An 18,025-nucleotide genomic window follows, 5' to 3' on the forward strand; every position below is an offset into this window, starting at 1 on the left:
ATACTAACTTTTGTGGTTGAAAGAAGTTGGTGAGTCTATTATTGAAGCTTTTATAAAAAATCACAGAACTAATAAAATGAGAATTTGATCTTAACCTTCATCTTATATTGCTTTAACATAAGTATTTATTTAATCTTCCTATTGAGACTACATATCCGATTGATTGGAGTGCGAAGCGAGGAGGCTGAGGCAACGCCCACGGAAAGCGTTCGCCTGAAACGGAAATCATCAGCCTCATTTTTTTACCAATATCTAATATTCTTATCCTTGACTGAAAAAAATGTGATCCAACTAGAAGTCGGATCACATTTTCTATACTTATTTATAATGTCACTACAACATCTGCGCAACGTGCACATAAAGTTGGGTGTGCTTCGCTCGTTCCAACTGTTTCGGAAATTGTCCAGCAACGCTCACATTTTTCACCGTCTGCTTTTTCTACTACAACTGATGCACATTCTAATGCCAAGCTGTTTGCAGGCGCTTCAGATGGAGCACCACCTAATTCAAACTTAGAAACGATGAACAATTGAGCAAAGTCAATCGCATCCGTATCAAACAATGCTTTATAATCATCATTTACATATAAAGCTACTTTTGCTTCTAATGATTTACCAATTGTTTTTGCATTACGTGCTTCTTCTAATGCTTTTAGTACATCATCACGTAATTCCATAATTTTATCCCACTTAGCTGCTAATTCTTTGAATTCCGGATAATCTACTGCTTCAGGCATATCTGTTAATTGTACACTTTCCGCCGTTTCATGTGCTAAATGAGCCCAAAGCTCATCTGTTGTATGTGGCAGAATAGGCGTTAGTAATTTTAATAATGCTAAAAGTGTATCATACATAACTGTTTGCATAGCACGACGATCTGGGTGATCTTCCCCATAAATATAGACTACATCTTTTGCGATATCTAAGTAGAATGAACTTAGCTCACTTGAAACAAAATTATTAACTGTATGATATACACTTGCAAAATCATAGCGATCGTATGCAGCTCTTACAGTAGTAATTACCTCTTGAAGTTTCATGTACATATATTGATCCACTTCACGAAGATCTTTAAATTCCACACGATTATTAACAGGGTGGAAATCGCTAATATTACCATGTAAGAATCGGAATGTATTACGGATTTTACGATAAACCTCGGATACTTGTTTAAAGATTGCATCAGAAACACGTACATCCGCAGTATAATCAACAGAAGCTACCCATAAACGTACAATATCTGCTCCTAACTGATTCATTACCTTAGAAGGAACAATAACGTTACCTAAAGATTTACTCATTTTACGGCCATTTCCATCCAATGTGAAACCATGGCTTAACAAACCTTTATAAGGAGCGTGGCCATGCATTGCAGTACTTGTGATTAATGAAGAGTTAAACCAACCACGATACTGATCCGATCCCTCTAGGTATAGGTCAGCTGGGAATACCAAATCATCACGTTCTTCTAGAACACCATGATGAGATGAGCCCGAATCAAACCAAACATCCATAATATCTGTTTCTTTCGTAAAGATACCGTTCGGGCTACCGATATGTGTAAATCCTTCTGGCAGTAATTCCTTCGCTTCTCTTTCAAACCATACATTGGAACCGTGCTCACGGAATAATTTAGAAACATGAGAAATTGTCTCTTCTGTCAGAATAGGTTCTCCATCTTCCCCATAAAATACTGGAATTGGAACACCCCATACACGTTGGCGTGAAATACACCAGTCTCCACGGTCACGAATCATGTTAAATAGACGAGTCTCTCCCCAAGCAGGAGTGAAATTTGTATCACGAATTGCTTGAAGTAATTCATCTCTGAATGCCTCAATGGAAGCAAACCATTGTGCAGTAGCACGATAAATAACTGGTTTTTTCGTACGCCAGTCATGTGGATATGAATGTGTAAAGAATGTAAGTTTTTCAAGTGCACCTGCAGCCTCTAACGCTTCAGTAATTGCTTTGTTAGCTGTGTCATAAAATAACCCTTCAAACCCAGGTGCTTCATCTGTCATTACACCGCGGTCATCAACTGGACAAAGAACATCTAATCCGTAAGCTTTCCCTACGTAAAAGTCATCTTCCCCGTGACCAGGAGCTGTATGAACACATCCAGTACCAGACTCAGTAGTTACGTGCTCCCCTAAGATGATTAAAGAATCACGATCGTATAATGGATGTTTGGCAACTAAACGATCCATTTGCTTACCTTCTAGCGTACGCTCTACTGTATATTCTTCCCAGCCTAATTCTTCGGCTACAGATTTTACAAGATCTAATGCGACCACATACTTATTGCCTTTCGTTTGAACTACTGCATACTCAACTTTTGGGTGTAAAGAAATAGCTAGGTTTGCAGGAATTGTCCAAGGAGTTGTAGTCCAAATGATAAATTTCGTACCTTCTTCAAGTACACCTTTACCTTCTGTCACATCAAAGCTTACATAAATAGATGGTGATTTTTTATCTTGATATTCAATTTCGGCTTCTGCTAATGCAGATTCACTTGAAGGTGACCAATATACTGGCTTCAACCCTTTATAAATATATCCTTTTTTAGCCATAGCCCCGAACACTTCAATTTGGCGTGATTCAAACTCCGGAGTTAATGTAACATATGGATTTTCCCAGTCACCACGAACACCTAAGCGTTTAAATTGAGAGCGTTGATTGTCAATTTGTTGGTATGCATATTCTTCACAAAGCTTTCTAAACTCGGCTAAAGACATTTCTTTACGTTTTACACCTTTATTCGTTAGTGCTTGCTCGATAGGAAGACCATGAGTATCCCAGCCTGGAACATAAGGTGCATGATAGCCAGTCATCGATTTGTGACGGACAATCATATCCTTTAGAACTTTATTTAATGCATGACCCATGTGAAGATCGCCGTTTGCATACGGTGGTCCATCATGTAACACAAAAAACGGTCGACCTTTTGTATGATCCTGTACTTTTTTATAAATGTCCTGCTCTGCCCATTTTGCTTGGATTTCTAATTCTTTCACTGGTAAATTTCCACGCATAGGGAAATCAGTTTTTGGCATTAATAACGTATCTTTGTATTCCATCTTATAACCTCCTATTTATTAAAAGCATTCATTCTTTGAAAACAAAAAAACCCCTCATCCCAAAAAGGGACGAGAAGTTATGCTCGCGGTACCACCCTACTTGCGATTTTCTTTCAAAATCGCCGCTTAGAATGCCGTAACGGGACATTAACCGAAGACACCTACTAGAAGTTCAGTGTCTTTGCTCCAAAGTGATATTCTAAAAAAGTTTCTCATCCTGAGCTCTCACCGCCCTCAAGTCGCTTTATCGGAATCAAATTTAGACGTCTTTTTCTACGCATATTATATGATATGAAATTATTATAGGTAAAGTATGGTGATGAGTCAAGAAATGTTAATCTTCTGTTGCAGAAATACGCTTGATTGCTTCCGTATCTACATCATACTCCATTAAATGATTCCAGTCATCAGTGTTGATCAAGTCAAGCTGAGCTTCAATTAACATTTTAAAACGATTTCGGAAAACCTTCGATTGTTTTTTCAAGTCCTCGATTTCCAATGCAATTTTTCTAGCTTTTGTTAGTGCTTCATTGACTATTCGATCGGCATTTTTCTCTGCCTCTTTCACAATAAGCTTTGCTTCTTTTTGTGAATTGCGACGAACTTCTTCTGCTGCTTCTTGTGCAACAACAATTGACTTATGTAATGTCTCTTCAATCGAAGTAAAATGACCAACCTTTTCGCTAGAAGTTTTAAGCTTTGTTTCTAATTCCTTCTTTTCTTTCATTAAAATTTCAAGGTCTTTCATTATTTGGTCAAGGAATTCATTTACTTCGTCTTCATTGTAACCTCTAAATCCTTTACCAAATTCCTTGTTATGTATATCAAGTGGTGTTAGTGGCATTTTAACATCTCCTTCACTTTACGATTCTTATATTCTTTCTACTATTATACATTTCTAAAGAGCCGATTACATCTAAATTTGAAATATTCTTATTAAAATCAGCTTTTTAGTTCTAACCTACCTATTTGTAGTCGGATTTTATCTTTTTTTGTTCTTCCTTCAATCATTAGTAATTTTACTCTACCAAGTCCTCTTATTGAGAGTAAATCTAGTTCTTGTAACTCAAGGGATACTTGATTCTTTTCAGACCAGTTAACTTTGACCTTACCACTTTGAATGAGGGTGGCTGATTTTTGACGAGAAATATTAAAGATGGAGGCAATCACCGTATCTAATCGTAGGGAGCTAACCGTTAAAGTTTCGGATATCCATTCTTCTTGTTGCGTAAAATAATCGATTGGATTTTCTATTTCATTTATTTGAACCTTCACTTTCCCAATGGATGTGAAATTAGCACGGACATAATCCATTACCTCTTCAGCAACAACAAATTGGATAGCACCATCCTGAACGCGAATATCACCAAATTTACTCCGATCAATCCCTAGTGACATCATCGAACCAAGAACATCCTTATGCTTTAACGTTACAAATTTAGTAGGATAATGGACTTCCACTACTCTCATGGAGAAATCATTATTCGATGGAGTATAATACGATGGAAACAGAAGAACTCTTTTCCTCTCTGCATCCTCTAGGGTACCTTCAGCCTTAGAACTAATATCCTCATGCTGCCTACGAATTGAGTCTACGATAAATTGCTGTCTAGGATCAAGAAAATCCGTTAGTTTAGGAGCATATCGATCCTCTACATCCCTCAGAATACTCACAATCTGTTCAATAAAAGGCTGCTCTTCTTTTCTAAAATGTTGCAATACATTCTCCATGATAAAATTCCCTTTCAACTATAGTAAAAAACCCCACGGAAGTGAGGTTAGATAATTGTATAAGCTAAATAATATATACCGTTCATTGCAAGTCTAAGTACAAATATTGCCACAATAGGTGAGATATCAATCATACCTAGTGGAGGAATAATCTTTCTAAATGGTTGTAAGTATGGTTCACAAATTCTTGATAGAAACCTACCAAAACTCGAATGTTGAATGCTCGGTACCCATGACATTAAAATATAAGCAATTAATGCATATGTATAAATTTGAACACCCAAACTTAATAATGATAAAACGAATGCCATAATTTTTTTACTCCTCTGTTAATCTAGGTCGTTATAGTAATAATCCGATATTGCACCATCAACTTCTACTGAATCTGGAGCACATAGGAATATATCCGTACCTATTCTTTGTATATCTCCGCCTAAAGCGTACACGGTTCCACTTAAAAAGTCGATAATACGGATTCCCTGCTCTTTATCAATGCGTTGCAGATTGACAATTACAGCTTTTTTGCCTTTTAAGTGTTCCGATATATCTTGTGCTTCTGCATACACTCTTGGCTCTATCAAAATTACTTTTGATGACTTTTGAACGTTTTGAATACTTACGAGATTAGGTGAATTTATTTCCTTAGGAATCGTATTGAATTTGCGTTCTTTAGGTGCTGTTTTAACTGATTGCTGTTTTATATTATCTACCGGCTTTTGTTGTTGAGGTCTTGACTGCTGCGTTTCTGATGTTTCCTCATCTTCTTCCAAGTAGAAGAAATTTTTCATCCAGTTTTTCATGCTCACTCAATTGCCTCCTTCTCTTTTCCTACCAATGCTGTTCCGATTCTTATAAATGTAGCACCTTCTTCTATCGCTATTTCAAAATCTCCAGACATTCCCATGGAAAGTTCTGTACACGGTGCGTTAGCTATTTGTTTTGCTGCAATTTTACTTTGAAGTTGTTTCAATCTACGAAAAACATCACGAATGGTGGCTTCATCCTCCGTATTGGGGGCCATTGTCATTAAACCAACAATACGAATACGTTCATGGTTTTTAAGTTGATCTATGAATGCTTCGACTTCATCGATAGCAAGACCATGTTTTGATTCTTCCTGTGAGACATTTACTTGCACAAAGCAATCCTTTGTAAAAGTAGCTCTTTTTTCAATTTCATCCGCTAAGCTCATCCGGTCCAATGAATGAAGGAATTGAATATCGTTAATAACCGATTTAACTTTTCTAGTTTGTAATGTACCTATGTAATGCCACTTTACATCATTAGAAATGGCATCTAATTTTTTTTTAAACCCTTCTGGTCTATTTTCTCCAAAGTGTAAAATACCAGTCTCAATTACTTCATTAGTTCGATTAACCGAAACTTCTTTCGTAACGGCAATCAATGTAACATCTTCTAATTTTCTATTTGCACGTTCGCTAGCTTTTTGAATACGTTGTGAAATATGTTCTAAATTTTGTTGTACGTTTGTCATTCGAAACCCAACTTTTCATCATTTGTTTTGTTTATTGTATCAATGAAAAGCCGTTTTATCAATGATGAACATTGGAAGTCTATGTTTTTGTTACAATTATAACATCTTTTCCAATTATCGCTATATTTTGTACGGCTATTTTCCTCGTGTCTCTTTTTTTGTTGAAAAAAGATGGGTAAGCTCCATTTTCTTCCACTAAAAAGGAAATAATGTATCCCGTGTCTTTATCGATTTCCGCATCCACAATATATCCTAATAATTGCCCACTTTTCGCTTCTATCACTTCTTTTTGCTGTGCATCTGAAAATTTCATCATAGTCCCCCTTTATACATTATATGAATGAAAATGAAAAAAACGCTTTTTTCTAGAAAGAAAAAAGCGTTTTTATAACCTTAGGGATTTAATTGACTTTGAATAGTTGATAAAGCACTCTTTTCTAATCGCGAAATCTGTGCTTGTGATAACCCTAAATCCATTGCAATTTCAGTTTGTGTAGCTCCATAGTAAATTCTTTTCGTTAGTATTTTCTTTTGCCTTGTATCTAGCTTTTGAAAACTTTCTTTCACAGTAAAATAAGTGACCCATTGATCTTCAGATACATCATTATCGCATAATTGGTCCATCATATATATAGCGTCCCCACCGTCACTGAATATTGGCTCTTGTAACGATACAGGATCCTGAATAGCATCTAAAGCAATCAATATATCCTCCACTGGTATATCTAGCTCTTTAGATAGGTCATCCAATGTAGGCTCTTGTAAATGCTCGTTGATAAACTGTTCCTTCGCTTTCATAGCTTTATATGCAATATCTCTTAACGATCTTGATACTCTCACTGAGTGGTGATCACGTAAATGTCTTTTTATTTCTCCAATTATCATCGGAACTGCATACGTAGAAAAACGGACGTTATGCTTTAGATCGAAATTCTCAATTGACTTGATTAGCCCAATGCAACCAACTTGAAACAAATCATCTGCTTGCTCTCCGCGATATGCAAATCTTTGAACTAGGCTTAAAACTAACCTTAAATTACACATAACTAGTTCATCTTTAACAGAGTCTTCACCAGCTTGTAATCGAATAAACAAATCTTTCATTTCTTCATGCTTAAGTAAAGGAAGCTTAGATGTATCAATGCCGCATAATTCAACTTTTGTTCTCGTCATAGATCTTCCTCCGGACTTTTTAATTGTTCTAAGTCAGTTTGTCCGGGAAAGAAAAGATTATTCTTTTCGATTCTATCCAATTTCAACCATTAGGCAATTGGTTCGTTTAATAGCTCCTTTAAATCTAAAATGATTTTCTTTTCTAAGCGAGAAATATATGATTGCGAAATACCTAGATGATCGGCTACTTCCTTTTGTGTCATTTCTTCTTTACCATTCAACCCAAATCGACATTGCATAATATACTTTTCTCTATTACCTAGAAGATTTATCGCTTCAAATACATGTTGACGCTCCAGCTTTTTTTCCACATCTTCAATGATTAAATCTTCGCTCGTTCCTAATATATCTGAAAGCAATAGTTCATTCCCATCAGAATCTGAATTTAAAGGTTCATCAAAAGAGACTTCAGACTTCATCCGATTAGTTTTTCGTAGGTGCATTAAAATTTCGTTCTCTATACATCTAGAAGCATAAGTTGCAAGCTTAATACCTTTTTCAAGATTAAATGTCTCTACAGCCTTGATAAGCCCGATAGAACCTATACTGATAAGATCCTCTATATTCGTGTTTGTTTGATCAAATCTTCTCGCAATATAGACAACCAACCTTAAATTTCGTTCGATTAATACATCTCTAGCATGTTCATCGCCGTCCATAAATGCCAGCAGCATTTCTCGCTCTTCTTCTCTCGATAATGGCTTTGGCAAAGATTCATTGCCACCTATATAATGTACACTTTTTCGCCTAAAAGAAAGAACCCAATAGTAAATCTTACGCATCCATTTCATCAGCATTACCCTACACTCCTTTTCTTCAAATGAAAATATGAGGAACTATGCAATATTCCATCTGCTTCATGTGGAAACTTTTCTTTTGCTCTCGTCATTACAATATAACCTTTAGGTAAAGCCTGATCGCCAATTATCCATTGGTCATACTTAATACCAACAACCCAAGTTTTGTGTTTGTGAATCGTAGCAAGTGGGATTAATCGAACCTTAGTTGCATATTCTTTAGGAATCTTATCTAGTCCGGTCATTCCATCAAACTCCCAATCCCTAATTGCTTCAAATAGCGCTGGTGGCAAAACTTCTTGCAGCATTTCTGCAGCCACAAAGTGGACAGGATCATTTGATAACGGTTCCGTACACACATTTCCAGAGTCTATAAAAAGAGTTAGTTCCTTAGAAACGCCAAATAGCGTAATATTCGATGGATACAAAAGCTCCCTTTCTGATTGAGCGATATTCAAATGAAGTACATGCTTGGCCAAAAAATATAAACCGCCAGTTGCGATTAAAGCAAAGTTGATGATCATAAACAAGTTACTACTATTGACGTATAAAGGAGCAATAGCTGTTAGCAAACCGCCAGCAAAAACACTAGCTAGCAATGTTAAAATAATTGCTTTTATTATTTGTGAACGTTTTTTCCAAAAAGCAATAAGAATCATTGCAAAAAAAGACAAAAATACAGTACTCATAGAATGAGAGAAAACAACTGTGATTACTCCTGCAGTTAGAGCAGAAAGGAATAAATACCTTTTCTGATTTTCAATCCATCCAATTTTATTGGCAAATGCCAAAACGGTATAGTTGAAAAAAGTATTGGTTACAATCATTACTTCCGCGTACATAATTTCCCTCCTTTTGACTAAAGCTTAGCATCAAAAGTATAAGAAATTTGTCAAAAGAACGTTCAAAAACATTCTTTTTTTACGACATAATACTAATGGTAAGAAAAACCGGGTAAAAAATATGCCCGATTCTTTAAAAACAAAAAATCTAGATATGCATTGTTTTCCGCTCCAGTCGGACGCTTTCCGTAGGCAGTAATCTCTAAACATTTTTATACTTTCTTTCAAAAAAAAAACAACCACCGAAGTGATTGCTTTTGTATTTCTATTAGTTTCTGCGTTGACGATTTCTTAAGAATGTTGGGATGTCTAATGCATCCTCTGTCTGGTTATGAGATACATGGCGATCTTGTTGAGGAGCCTGTTGTTGCGGCACTTCTTCTTTACGTTGTTCTCGGATAGGTGCTGCTGTTGGTTGTGGTGCTCTGTTTCCACCGAACCCAGTGCTTCGTGGTTGTTTTTGATTAATAAGCTCTTCATTGAATCCAGTTGCAATTACCGTTACAACTATTTCATCCTTCAAGTTATCGTTAATAACCGAACCGAAAATCATGTTCACTTCTTCATCTGATGCAGAGGCAACGATATCGGCTGCTTCCTGAACTTCAAATAGACTTAAGTTAGAACCACCAGTAATATTCATCAAGACACCTGTTGCACCATCGATTGATGTTTCAAGCAATGGACTTGAAATAGCTTTTTTGGCAGCTTCTGCAGCACGATTTTCTCCGGCAGAAATACCAATACCCATAAGTGCCGCGCCTTTATTGGACATGATTGTTTTTACATCTGCAAAGTCAAGATTGATAAGACCAGGTACAGCGATCAAATCTGAAATACCTTGAACCCCTTGGCGTAACACATTATCTGCTTCTCTGAATGCTTCTATCATCGGCGTGTTTTTATCTACTATTTCCAACAAACGGTCATTTGGAATGACGATTAAAGTGTCTACTGACTCTTTCATCATTCCAATTCCGCCTACTGCTTGTGTAGAACGTTTGCGACCTTCGAAAGTAAATGGACGTGTTACAACACCTACTGTTAATGACCCTAAATCACGTGCAATCTGAGCAATGACTGGTGCTGCGCCAGTTCCAGTTCCGCCACCCATACCCGCTGTGACAAAGACCATATCTGCTCCTCTTAGTGCTTCCTCGATCAATTCTTTACTTTCTTCTGCAGCTTTTTTCCCTACTTCAGGGTTTGCACCCGCACCCAGTCCGCGAGTTAGTTTTCCGCCAATTTGCAGCCTTACTTCTGCTTTTGACATATTAAGAGCTTGGGCATCTGTATTAACCGCAATGAAATCTACTCCTTGAACACCATGTTCAATCATACGATTTACAGCGTTATTACCGCCCCCACCTACTCCAATAACTTTAATGATCGCTAATTGATCTTCATTTGTTTCAAATTCTAACATGCTATTGCCTCCTATGCTCTCTCCGCTATGATAAAGGGTTTGTTATTCAAAAAACTTGTCAAAAAATCTCTTTGCTTTTGTCATTGCACTATCTTTGTGTTCATTAGTCGTTTGAGCAGTTTGTTTTTGTTTTTTAGATGTCGCAACCGCTTCATTTGGAACCGAATGCGCTAACGCATGGCTAGTACCAATTTTACCATAGAAAAGGTCTTCTTTATAGGCATATCTTATAAGACCAACTGCGGTCGTATATTGTGGCTCTCGAACTCCAATATAATCTGGAGTATATAATCTTACTCTTGTTTGAAGAATATGTCTTGCCAGCTGTCCTAAGCCTTCAAGTTTAGAAACCCCACCAGTAATGACCACTCCTCCTGGTAAGTCCTGTAAACCAAGTCGATAGAATTCTTCCAGAACCAGTTCAAATAGTTCTTCAAGTCGAACCCCTATGATTTCTGCAATATATCGCTGAGAGTATTGTTCTTTCATATCTGCACCTATTACAGGTACTTCAAATAATTCATCATCGGAAGCATCATCATAGAACGCATGTCCATATTTTAATTTAATCATTTCAGCTTGTTCAGTTGGTGTTTTCAATACAATCGATAAATCTTTTGTAATATGATCTCCACCTACTGGAATTACTGAAGTATTTATTAAGTGACCTTCATTGAAAATGGCAATTGTCGTGGATCCTCCGCCTATATCAATATAGGCTGTTCCATGATTCTTTTCATCCTCTGTTAATGCAAAATAACCGCCTGCTAAAGGCTGTAGATAAATCTCTCTTATTTGGAGACCAGCTCGTTCCACACATCTTAACACGTTATGTAAAATTGTTTTGGATGTAGTCATCATAATACCGTCTAGTTCCAAACGGGTGCCGATCATTCCACGCGGATCTTTAATTTCCTCTAAATGATCAACGATGAATTGTTTAGTTGCTATGTTAATAAGCTCTCTCTCAGGAGGAATAGACATCACTTGTGCAGACTCAATAACGCGCTCTAAGTCACCGTCTGTAATTTCTCTGTCCTCTCGATTAACAGCTACTACACCTTTAACATTTTGTATGTTTGCCATATTTGCAGGAATGCCTAAAACTATTTCATTAATAGACATGCCGATCATTCTTTCGGCTTCACTTACGGCTTTTTTGATAGATTGTACAGTTGCGTCTATATCAACAATGGTGCCTTTTCTTATTCCGTTTGATTTTACATTTCCTACACCTATTACATGCAGCGAGTCATCATTCATTTCTCCGATTAAAACTTTGATAGAAGATGACCCAATATCTAGTGATACGTATAATTCTGATTGATTCAACCCGTGGCACCTCCTAATAACTATTTATTTATTATTCTAGTGTAAAAACAGTATAAAGTCTAAAATTTTCTAAAGAAATAATCAATTTCTTCATAAAAACTATTGATTTTTTCTTTCTGACCATTTTGTTAGCAAAATCCGACGAATTACTGCAATATTTTGAAATAACCGCACTCCAAAAGCAAATATCGCTGCTAAGTATAAATCTATTCCTAAGTGTACACCTAAAAACGCTAGAGCTGCTGCAAGACCTATGTTGAAGAAAAATCCTGAAACAAACACTTTGTCATCATAGACATGCTGGAGATGAGCACGTATTCCTCCAAATAGCGTATCGAGTGCTGCCAATACCGCTATAGATAAATAGCTTTCATATATTTCTGGTATCTGTATTTCAGTTAACAAACCGAGGGAAATCCCAAGTATCAGTCCTAATAATGGCAACCACATTTCATGACTTCCCTTCTGGTACTTCTTTTAAAAATTCGTTGTTTACTGCTTGGTCATATGGTGAGATTGTGATTTTGCGCTTGGGTTCGCCAATCATAAGTTTCAAATTATCGATATAGAAGTCGTCACCTATTGTAGAAGCCTCTAATTGATTGTACATTTTTTGTGCATCTTCAAAAGTGGAGGTTCCAATGTTAATCGTAAATGGTGCATTTCTTACAGGAATATTATTCACTGTAGTTTTACCATTAACGTCTCTAATAGGCGAAGAATATATAATTCTTTTACCGTCCACCTCTAAATCCTTTGCTTTAAAACGATTGATTTCATTGATAAGCCGAATTAGTAAATCTGGTGAAATTCCTTCAACAGGTTGTCCTAATGCAATACTTTCTAGTGAAGGTTCTACATTAATAGTAAGCCCTGGACCAGTGTATTCAACAAGGCCAATATCTTTCTTTAGTTGCTCTACTGTATCCTTTAAAGCAAATTCAGCACTTTCATTTACCATGTTCCCATATTTTAGAATCGTCTGGTCTAACACATAAACCTCTGATAGTAACTCAGAGTGTGTTTCAGTTTCTTTTGAGAGCTCTTGACGAATTGCCCATATGTCTCGTGTATCTCTGGTTTCTGGATTTTGAACGGTGTTATATTGTACGGATAACATAAATCCAATTATTAGCAAAATTATGGTAAACCGAATATAGACGGTTTTTTTCATTATTCGGCCTCCTTTTAATCCTTAGCTATAGTCATCATCCCTTAGGGCAGGCATCGTTATTAAATCTTTTTCGCCAACAGTAACCACGATATTATCACTAGTAAGCTGATCTACAACTCCTCCTCCTAGATTAACGGAAGCGAGTAATACTTTTGGATCGCCCACAGCTTCAATCGTAAAAGGAGCAGGAAAAGTTTTACCATCAACGACAATTACGGGTCCTGTACATCGTATATACGAATTTGCATGAAGCCGTTGACCATTAATGGAAATTGCTTCTGCACCTGAGATTTTCAATTCATTAATCACTTTGAAAACATGACTCTCATGTACAATATAATCATTTGGGTTTTCCTGCGAAGGATCATATGCCCCATCTTCCAACGAAACAGTAATTCCCTTGCCTTGAGATGGAATATCCCCGATTAATAATCGAAGTAATTCCGCTTCTTCCACTAGATCTTCCACACTTTCTTCGCTCTCTACAAAGGATTGTTCATAATCGCGAACTTTTTGTTGCTTGACTATAATTTCTTCATTTAACTCTTTGTTTCGTTCTTTTTGTTCAACTAATTTTTCTCTATATTTTTCTAGCTCTTGGAACCCTGTGACATTTGCATTTTCATTCGTGTCATCTGAGGAGATACTATACGAATATGCAAGTATAAATCCTAACACTAAACTTACCATCGATATAGTAATAAGCCCTCTAGATGGTACTTTAAGGAGTTTCGACTTCTTCATTTTCCAGAACCTCCTCCTCTATTGGTACATTGTACACATCTACAAATGGTCGGAAAAATGTTCCAACTTCTAGATCCACAATCCCTTTTACTTCTGGGTTTAGCTGAGAAACAATAGATGGATAAAAATTCATTTTCTCGCCGAATGAGGGAATTATCGCCTTAACTTCATTGCCGTCATTCATATACACTTGGATAGAATAAGCATCATTTTCCGATGGTGTATATTTAATCTGTGAAATACCCTTTAACACTTCACTGTCTAAATTCTTTAATTCTTTAATCATTCTTAGACGGACCTTCTCCTCGTCAAATCCAGTAAATATGGGTCCGTCCTTTGGTATAACTTGTCCATCTGTTTTAATAATCTGTCCATTTTCTAAAATAATATGAAGAAAATCTCCATCCTCTAAATAGCCTATTTGTTTAAATTCGTTCACCTGTATATGAACGGATGTTAACCATTTACGTTGGACCTTTACTGACTCTACCCAAGCATTATGTGTTATTAGATTTTCAATTTTACTTTCATTGAAACTCCACATCGAATCACCAATCCTCAGGGTACTTTCCTCTATGTACAATTGTTTTGGAACTAACTTTTCACCTTCTAATGTGATTTTTTGAATTTGACTATAAGTAGATTGAAAATATAAAACTATTAATAGCGTCGTAACAAAGAGAAAAAGTAGAATGGAAAATTTTTTGTTTGTTCTACGTCTTCTGCGCTCTTTTAGTGTAGGTATACGATCTTCAATATCAATGATTTTTTCCATTCTACCGCCTCCCTTCTTTGTCAGTTTCTTTTGCTAGATTTAATATAATTCCAATAATCCCCCATGTCATCACTAATGAAGATCCCCCATAACTAATGAATGGCAATGTTACTCCCGTCACTGGCAATAATCCAGTAACTACCCCCATATTTAGAAATGTTTGTACTGCTAATAGGGAGGTAAATCCAATAATCATCAACTGACGTTCTCGTGTGTTTGCACGAGCAGCCATGGTGAAGCTAGTTGTAAAAAAAGTTACAAAGGCAAGTACAATGATAAAACCACCGATGAAACCTGACTCTTCTAACAGGATAGAAAAGATGAAATCGTTTTGAGGTTCCGGCAAATATAAAAACTTCTGACGGCTATTTCCATAACCAAAACCGAATAATCCAGCTGGTCCTATTGCAAGCAATGACTGTATAGCCTGAAACCCAGAACCAAGTGGATCATTCCAAGGATCTAAAAAAGCTTGAATTCGTACAAGTCTATACGGCGCTGAAATGATTAATAACACAAAGGCAACAATTCCACTCAAGCCTATCCAAAGGAAGAACTTAAATGGCAGACCTGCTGCGAACAATAAAAAGAATACAGCAACAACCAATACAAAGGCAGAACCAAAATCTGGTTGTACCATAATAAAGCCAATTGGCAATAATAACAGGACTGCACTTTGAATATACATTTTCATTCTAGAATTTTTTTCATTTGCTAGAGAGCTAGCTAAAACTCCTAAAACAGCTATTTTAGCTAACTCAGCTGGCTGAAAATTCATAAATCCAAGTGATATCCAACTTTGAGACCCATTTCGAACTACCCCAATACCTGGAATTAATACTCCGATTAGCATAAGGATTGCCACTATATATAAACCTCTCCAAAAACCATTCGACCGTATAAAGCTAGCTTGTTGAATAATATAAGCTCCAACAATCCCTATAACCAAGTATGCTGCTTGCTTCAAAGCAAAAGGCATTTGTCCTTTATAATGGACTTCGCTCCAATAGGAACCTGCTGAATGGACAAAAAATATACCAATAATAGATAAAAATAGGACAGCAGATAGGAAAATAAATTTTCGTGTATCTTTCGTTTAGGTCATCCTTTCATTACTCTTCTAAAGAAATAACTCTGTCGATAAATTCATCTCCACGAATCTCAAAGCTTTCGTATTGGTCCCAGCTTGCACACGCAGGTGATAGTAATACGATATCACCTTCCGAGGATAGAGCTATTGCCTGTTCAAATGCTTCACCCAATGTTTGGAAGCTAGCTACGGAGGCTATGCCTTGTGCTTCCCCAAATTTCTGTAATCGATCCGCAGTCTCCCCAAAATGGACCAACGCTTTCACACGATTTAAGTAAGGTATTAGTTCATCAAACGAATGTCCGCGGTCCACACCGCCTGCTATTAATATAACAGGCTCTATAAATCCTTCTAAAGCACTTTTAGTAGCAAGGGCATTTGTTGCTTTGGAATCATTATAAAACTTGCGCCCCTTCCAGTCCCTGATAAATTGTGTACGGTGCTTAACCCCATGGAATGTCGATAACACTTGCTTAATAGCTTCTACAGAACAATTCATCATTAATGCTGTAGCTGTTGCAGCTAATACATTTTCTAAATTATGCTTACCTCGCAAGGCAATAATCGATCGTTCAAACAATGGTTCGCCATTCCAGTAAACATATAAATCATCCGCACTAATACCATCGTTTGTTTTGCTGCTCACATAGAAAGGTATTTTAGAGGCCATACTCTGTTGGGCATAATCCTTTACAATTTGCTGCTCCCCATTAAAAACTAGCCAATCGGTAGCATCTTGGTTTTGTGTAATTTTAAATTTAGCATCTGTGTATTCTTTAAAATCCTTATGATAATCTAAATGCGCTTCATACAAGTTAAGTAGTACAGAAACTTTTGGCTTTAACATCTCTGTACCCATCAGCTGAAATGAAGATAATTCAGTTACGATAATATTGTCTGCTGTAGCTTCTTTTGCAACACTCGTTGCCACGGTCCCAATATTTCCAGCTATTTTTGGATTTTTATTTGCTGCAGCTATCATTTCAAATATTAATGTAGTCGTTGTCGTTTTGCCGTTTGATCCTGTAATTCCAATCATTGGAGCGTCGCTAATACGATAGGCTAGTTCAACTTCCGTCCAAACAGGTATCCCTCTTTTTTTTGCCTCTGAAATGACTGGATTTGTATATGGTATTCCAGGATTCTTGACGATTAGACTAAATCCTTCGTCTAAGAGGTCCTCAGGATGACTTCCACAAATAACAGTCAGTCCTTTAGATAACAAATACTGTGCATTCTCATTTTGCTCGAACGGTTTAGAATCATTTACAGTAACAAAAGCTCCTAAATCATGTAGGGTTTCTGCAGCTGCAGTTCCACTTTTAGCTAATCCTAAAACGAGTATTTTTTTATGAAATACGATCGGTAACTTTTTCATCTTATAAAACCTCCAAGCAGACTACAATCATGGCAGCTACAAAACCTATTGCCCAAAAAACCGTAACTATTTTACGCTCATTCCACCCTGATAATTCGAAATGATGGTGGATTGGGCTCATTCTAAATATGCGTTTGCCGGTTGTTTTAAAGCTAATGACCTGCAATATTACCGATAACGTTTCAATTACAAAAATAATCCCTACCAGCAGTAATAACAATTCCTGTTTAACTAGAATAGATACCATTGCAAGGGCTCCTCCTAATGCTAGAGAGCCCGTATCTCCCATAAACACCTTAGCTGGATTTTTGTTGAACAATAAAAACCCTAAAAGTGCACCAGACACACTAAATGTAAAAATAGCGATATCTGTTTGTTCATAAGCAAGTGCTAGAACTCCGAATGTCGCAAAGGCAACCGTTGCAGTTCCAGCAACTAAACCATCTAAGCCATCTGTTAAATTGACTGCATTGGAAAAACCAACTAACCAAAATATTAGAAATGCGATATACAATTGCCCCAAAGGCAAATCCAATTGTGTAAAAGGTATTTCAATATTTGTATCAAATGGACCTTGCTTTAGTAAGAAGTAAGCAAGTACAGCAATAAGAATTTGACCAATAAGTTTCTGAATGGAAGTTAAACCTAAGTTTCTTTTCATTACGACTTTTATGAAATCATCTAAAAACCCAATAACACCGAAACCTACAAGAATAACTAATAATACGATTGACTGAGTTGTTAACTGATCAAAATAAAAAGAAAGAGCAAGTGTAGAAATAATGATAGAAACAAGGAAGATTAATCCTCCCATTGTAGGAGTACCCGCCTTTTTCTGGTGTGACTCAGGTCCTTCCTCTCTTATACTTTGACCAAATTTCATTCTTCTCAAATACGGTATAACGATTGGAGCAAGAATAACTGTCAATAAAAAACTAACAATAAGTGTAATAACCGTTGTAGATAATGTCATGAAAAAATCTCCTTAA

The 18,025-nt window shown here is 36.6% G+C and carries 19 protein-coding genes and 1 other annotated feature; all 19 genes read right to left on the minus strand.

Features of this window, described 5'->3' with window-relative positions; genetic code table 11:
* Nucleotides 1-322: 322 nt before the first annotated feature.
* Nucleotides 323-3,079 carry an isoleucine--tRNA ligase gene (ileS, locus tag ACIQX2_RS01100; protein ID WP_402846066.1) on the minus strand — a complete coding sequence of 919 codons (2,757 nt, stop codon included), beginning with the start codon at nt 3,077-3,079 and terminating at the stop codon, nt 323-325.
* 62 nt (nt 3,080-3,141) lie between these two features.
* Nucleotides 3,142-3,364: a binding site (T-box leader), on the minus strand.
* Between the two features lie 49 nt (nt 3,365-3,413).
* A complete protein-coding gene (locus ACIQX2_RS01105) occupies nt 3,414-3,923 on the minus strand; it encodes a DivIVA domain-containing protein (RefSeq protein WP_402846068.1) in 510 nt (169 codons plus the stop codon).
* A 98-nt stretch (nt 3,924-4,021) separates the two neighbouring features.
* Nucleotides 4,022-4,810, minus strand: a complete 789-nt coding sequence (locus tag ACIQX2_RS01110) for a YlmH family RNA-binding protein (RefSeq protein WP_402846070.1) — start codon at nt 4,808-4,810, stop codon at nt 4,022-4,024.
* Nucleotides 4,811-4,857: 47 nt separating this feature from the next.
* Nucleotides 4,858-5,121, minus strand: a complete 264-nt coding sequence (locus ACIQX2_RS01115; protein WP_402846072.1) for a YggT family protein — start codon at nt 5,119-5,121, stop codon at nt 4,858-4,860.
* An 18-nt stretch (nt 5,122-5,139) separates the two neighbouring features.
* Nucleotides 5,140-5,616, minus strand: a complete 477-nt coding sequence (locus tag ACIQX2_RS01120; RefSeq protein WP_402846074.1) for a cell division protein SepF — start codon at nt 5,614-5,616, stop codon at nt 5,140-5,142.
* Entirely contained in the window at nt 5,613-6,305 is a 693-nt protein-coding gene (locus ACIQX2_RS01125; RefSeq protein WP_402846076.1) for a YggS family pyridoxal phosphate-dependent enzyme, read from the minus strand. Before ACIQX2_RS01125 ends, ACIQX2_RS01120 begins: the two co-directional genes overlap by 4 nt.
* Nucleotides 6,306-6,384: 79 nt before the next feature.
* Nucleotides 6,385-6,618 (minus strand): YlmC/YmxH family sporulation protein, encoded by a 234-nt coding sequence (locus ACIQX2_RS01130; RefSeq protein WP_402846078.1) that lies wholly within the window; start codon nt 6,616-6,618, stop codon nt 6,385-6,387.
* A gap of 80 nt (nt 6,619-6,698) precedes the next feature.
* On the minus strand, nt 6,699-7,478 hold the full coding sequence (sigG, locus tag ACIQX2_RS01135; protein ID WP_402846080.1) for an RNA polymerase sporulation sigma factor SigG: 780 nt from the start codon (nt 7,476-7,478) through the stop codon (nt 6,699-6,701).
* A gap of 89 nt (nt 7,479-7,567) precedes the next feature.
* Nucleotides 7,568-8,275 (minus strand): RNA polymerase sporulation sigma factor SigE, encoded by a 708-nt coding sequence (sigE, locus tag ACIQX2_RS01140; protein WP_093059952.1) that lies wholly within the window; start codon nt 8,273-8,275, stop codon nt 7,568-7,570.
* Nucleotides 8,275-9,117 (minus strand): sigma-E processing peptidase SpoIIGA, encoded by an 843-nt coding sequence (locus ACIQX2_RS01145; RefSeq protein ID WP_402846083.1) that lies wholly within the window; start codon nt 9,115-9,117, stop codon nt 8,275-8,277. Before ACIQX2_RS01145 ends, sigE begins: the two co-directional genes overlap by 1 nt.
* A 268-nt stretch (nt 9,118-9,385) precedes the next feature.
* Nucleotides 9,386-10,543: a cell division protein FtsZ gene (ftsZ, locus tag ACIQX2_RS01150; protein WP_402846085.1), complete on the minus strand. Its 1,158-nt coding sequence runs from the start codon at nt 10,541-10,543 to the stop codon at nt 9,386-9,388.
* A 42-nt stretch (nt 10,544-10,585) separates the two neighbouring features.
* On the minus strand, nt 10,586-11,875 hold the full coding sequence (gene ftsA / locus ACIQX2_RS01155; RefSeq protein ID WP_402846087.1) for a cell division protein FtsA: 1,290 nt from the start codon (nt 11,873-11,875) through the stop codon (nt 10,586-10,588).
* 99 nt (nt 11,876-11,974) lie between these two features.
* Entirely contained in the window at nt 11,975-12,325 is a 351-nt protein-coding gene (locus ACIQX2_RS01160) for a small basic family protein (RefSeq protein ID WP_093059944.1), read from the minus strand.
* 1 nt (nt 12,326) lies between these two features.
* Nucleotides 12,327-13,049, minus strand: a complete 723-nt coding sequence (locus ACIQX2_RS01165; protein ID WP_402846090.1) for a DUF881 domain-containing protein — start codon at nt 13,047-13,049, stop codon at nt 12,327-12,329.
* A gap of 21 nt (nt 13,050-13,070) precedes the next feature.
* Nucleotides 13,071-13,793 (minus strand): DUF881 domain-containing protein, encoded by a 723-nt coding sequence (locus tag ACIQX2_RS01170; RefSeq protein ID WP_402846092.1) that lies wholly within the window; start codon nt 13,791-13,793, stop codon nt 13,071-13,073.
* Nucleotides 13,771-14,568: a cell division protein FtsQ/DivIB gene (locus tag ACIQX2_RS01175; RefSeq protein ID WP_402846094.1), complete on the minus strand. Its 798-nt coding sequence runs from the start codon at nt 14,566-14,568 to the stop codon at nt 13,771-13,773. Before ACIQX2_RS01175 ends, ACIQX2_RS01170 begins: the two co-directional genes overlap by 23 nt.
* 1 nt (nt 14,569) lies before the next feature.
* Nucleotides 14,570-15,643, minus strand: a complete 1,074-nt coding sequence (locus ACIQX2_RS01180) for an FtsW/RodA/SpoVE family cell cycle protein (RefSeq protein ID WP_402847469.1) — start codon at nt 15,641-15,643, stop codon at nt 14,570-14,572.
* Nucleotides 15,644-15,680: 37 nt separating this feature from the next.
* Nucleotides 15,681-17,036 (minus strand): UDP-N-acetylmuramoyl-L-alanine--D-glutamate ligase, encoded by a 1,356-nt coding sequence (gene murD, locus ACIQX2_RS01185; protein ID WP_402846096.1) that lies wholly within the window; start codon nt 17,034-17,036, stop codon nt 15,681-15,683.
* Nucleotide 17,037: 1 nt separating this feature from the next.
* Complete coding sequence (mraY, locus tag ACIQX2_RS01190; RefSeq protein ID WP_402846098.1) at nt 17,038-18,009, minus strand: phospho-N-acetylmuramoyl-pentapeptide-transferase; 972 nt, start codon at nt 18,007-18,009, stop codon at nt 17,038-17,040.
* Between the last annotated feature and the right edge of the window lie 16 nt (nt 18,010-18,025).

This window comes from Psychrobacillus sp. NPDC096623, from assembly GCF_044762655.1.
Lineage (GTDB): Bacteria > Bacillota > Bacilli > Bacillales_A > Planococcaceae > Psychrobacillus.

What these genes read in the sequence shown, in the direction of transcription:
- ACIQX2_RS01110 (WP_402846070.1), bottom strand. Translation starts at nt 4,810, where the DNA reads ATGGAGAATGTATTGCAACATTTTAGAAAAGAAGAGCAGCCTTTTATT.
- ileS (WP_402846066.1), bottom strand. Translation starts at nt 3,079, where the DNA reads ATGGAATACAAAGATACGTTATTAATGCCAAAAACTGATTTCCCTATG.
- ACIQX2_RS01105 (WP_402846068.1), bottom strand. Translation starts at nt 3,923, where the DNA reads ATGCCACTAACACCACTTGATATACATAACAAGGAATTTGGTAAAGGA.
- sigG (WP_402846080.1), bottom strand. Translation starts at nt 7,478, where the DNA reads ATGACGAGAACAAAAGTTGAATTATGCGGCATTGATACATCTAAGCTT.
- ACIQX2_RS01160 (WP_093059944.1), bottom strand. Translation starts at nt 12,325, where the DNA reads ATGTGGTTGCCATTATTAGGACTGATACTTGGGATTTCCCTCGGTTTG.
- ACIQX2_RS01175 (WP_402846094.1), bottom strand. Translation starts at nt 14,568, where the DNA reads ATGGAAAAAATCATTGATATTGAAGATCGTATACCTACACTAAAAGAG.
- sigE (WP_093059952.1), bottom strand. Translation starts at nt 8,275, where the DNA reads ATGCTGATGAAATGGATGCGTAAGATTTACTATTGGGTTCTTTCTTTT.
- ftsZ (WP_402846085.1), bottom strand. Translation starts at nt 10,543, where the DNA reads ATGTTAGAATTTGAAACAAATGAAGATCAATTAGCGATCATTAAAGTT.
- ACIQX2_RS01145 (WP_402846083.1), bottom strand. Translation starts at nt 9,117, where the DNA reads ATGTACGCGGAAGTAATGATTGTAACCAATACTTTTTTCAACTATACC.
- ACIQX2_RS01170 (WP_402846092.1), bottom strand. Translation starts at nt 13,793, where the DNA reads ATGAAGAAGTCGAAACTCCTTAAAGTACCATCTAGAGGGCTTATTACT.
- ACIQX2_RS01130 (WP_402846078.1), bottom strand. Translation starts at nt 6,618, where the DNA reads ATGAAATTTTCAGATGCACAGCAAAAAGAAGTGATAGAAGCGAAAAGT.
- murD (WP_402846096.1), bottom strand. Translation starts at nt 17,036, where the DNA reads ATGAAAAAGTTACCGATCGTATTTCATAAAAAAATACTCGTTTTAGGA.
- ACIQX2_RS01125 (WP_402846076.1), bottom strand. Translation starts at nt 6,305, where the DNA reads ATGACAAACGTACAACAAAATTTAGAACATATTTCACAACGTATTCAA.
- ACIQX2_RS01115 (WP_402846072.1), bottom strand. Translation starts at nt 5,121, where the DNA reads ATGGCATTCGTTTTATCATTATTAAGTTTGGGTGTTCAAATTTATACA.
- mraY (WP_402846098.1), bottom strand. Translation starts at nt 18,009, where the DNA reads ATGACATTATCTACAACGGTTATTACACTTATTGTTAGTTTTTTATTG.
- ACIQX2_RS01165 (WP_402846090.1), bottom strand. Translation starts at nt 13,049, where the DNA reads ATGAAAAAAACCGTCTATATTCGGTTTACCATAATTTTGCTAATAATT.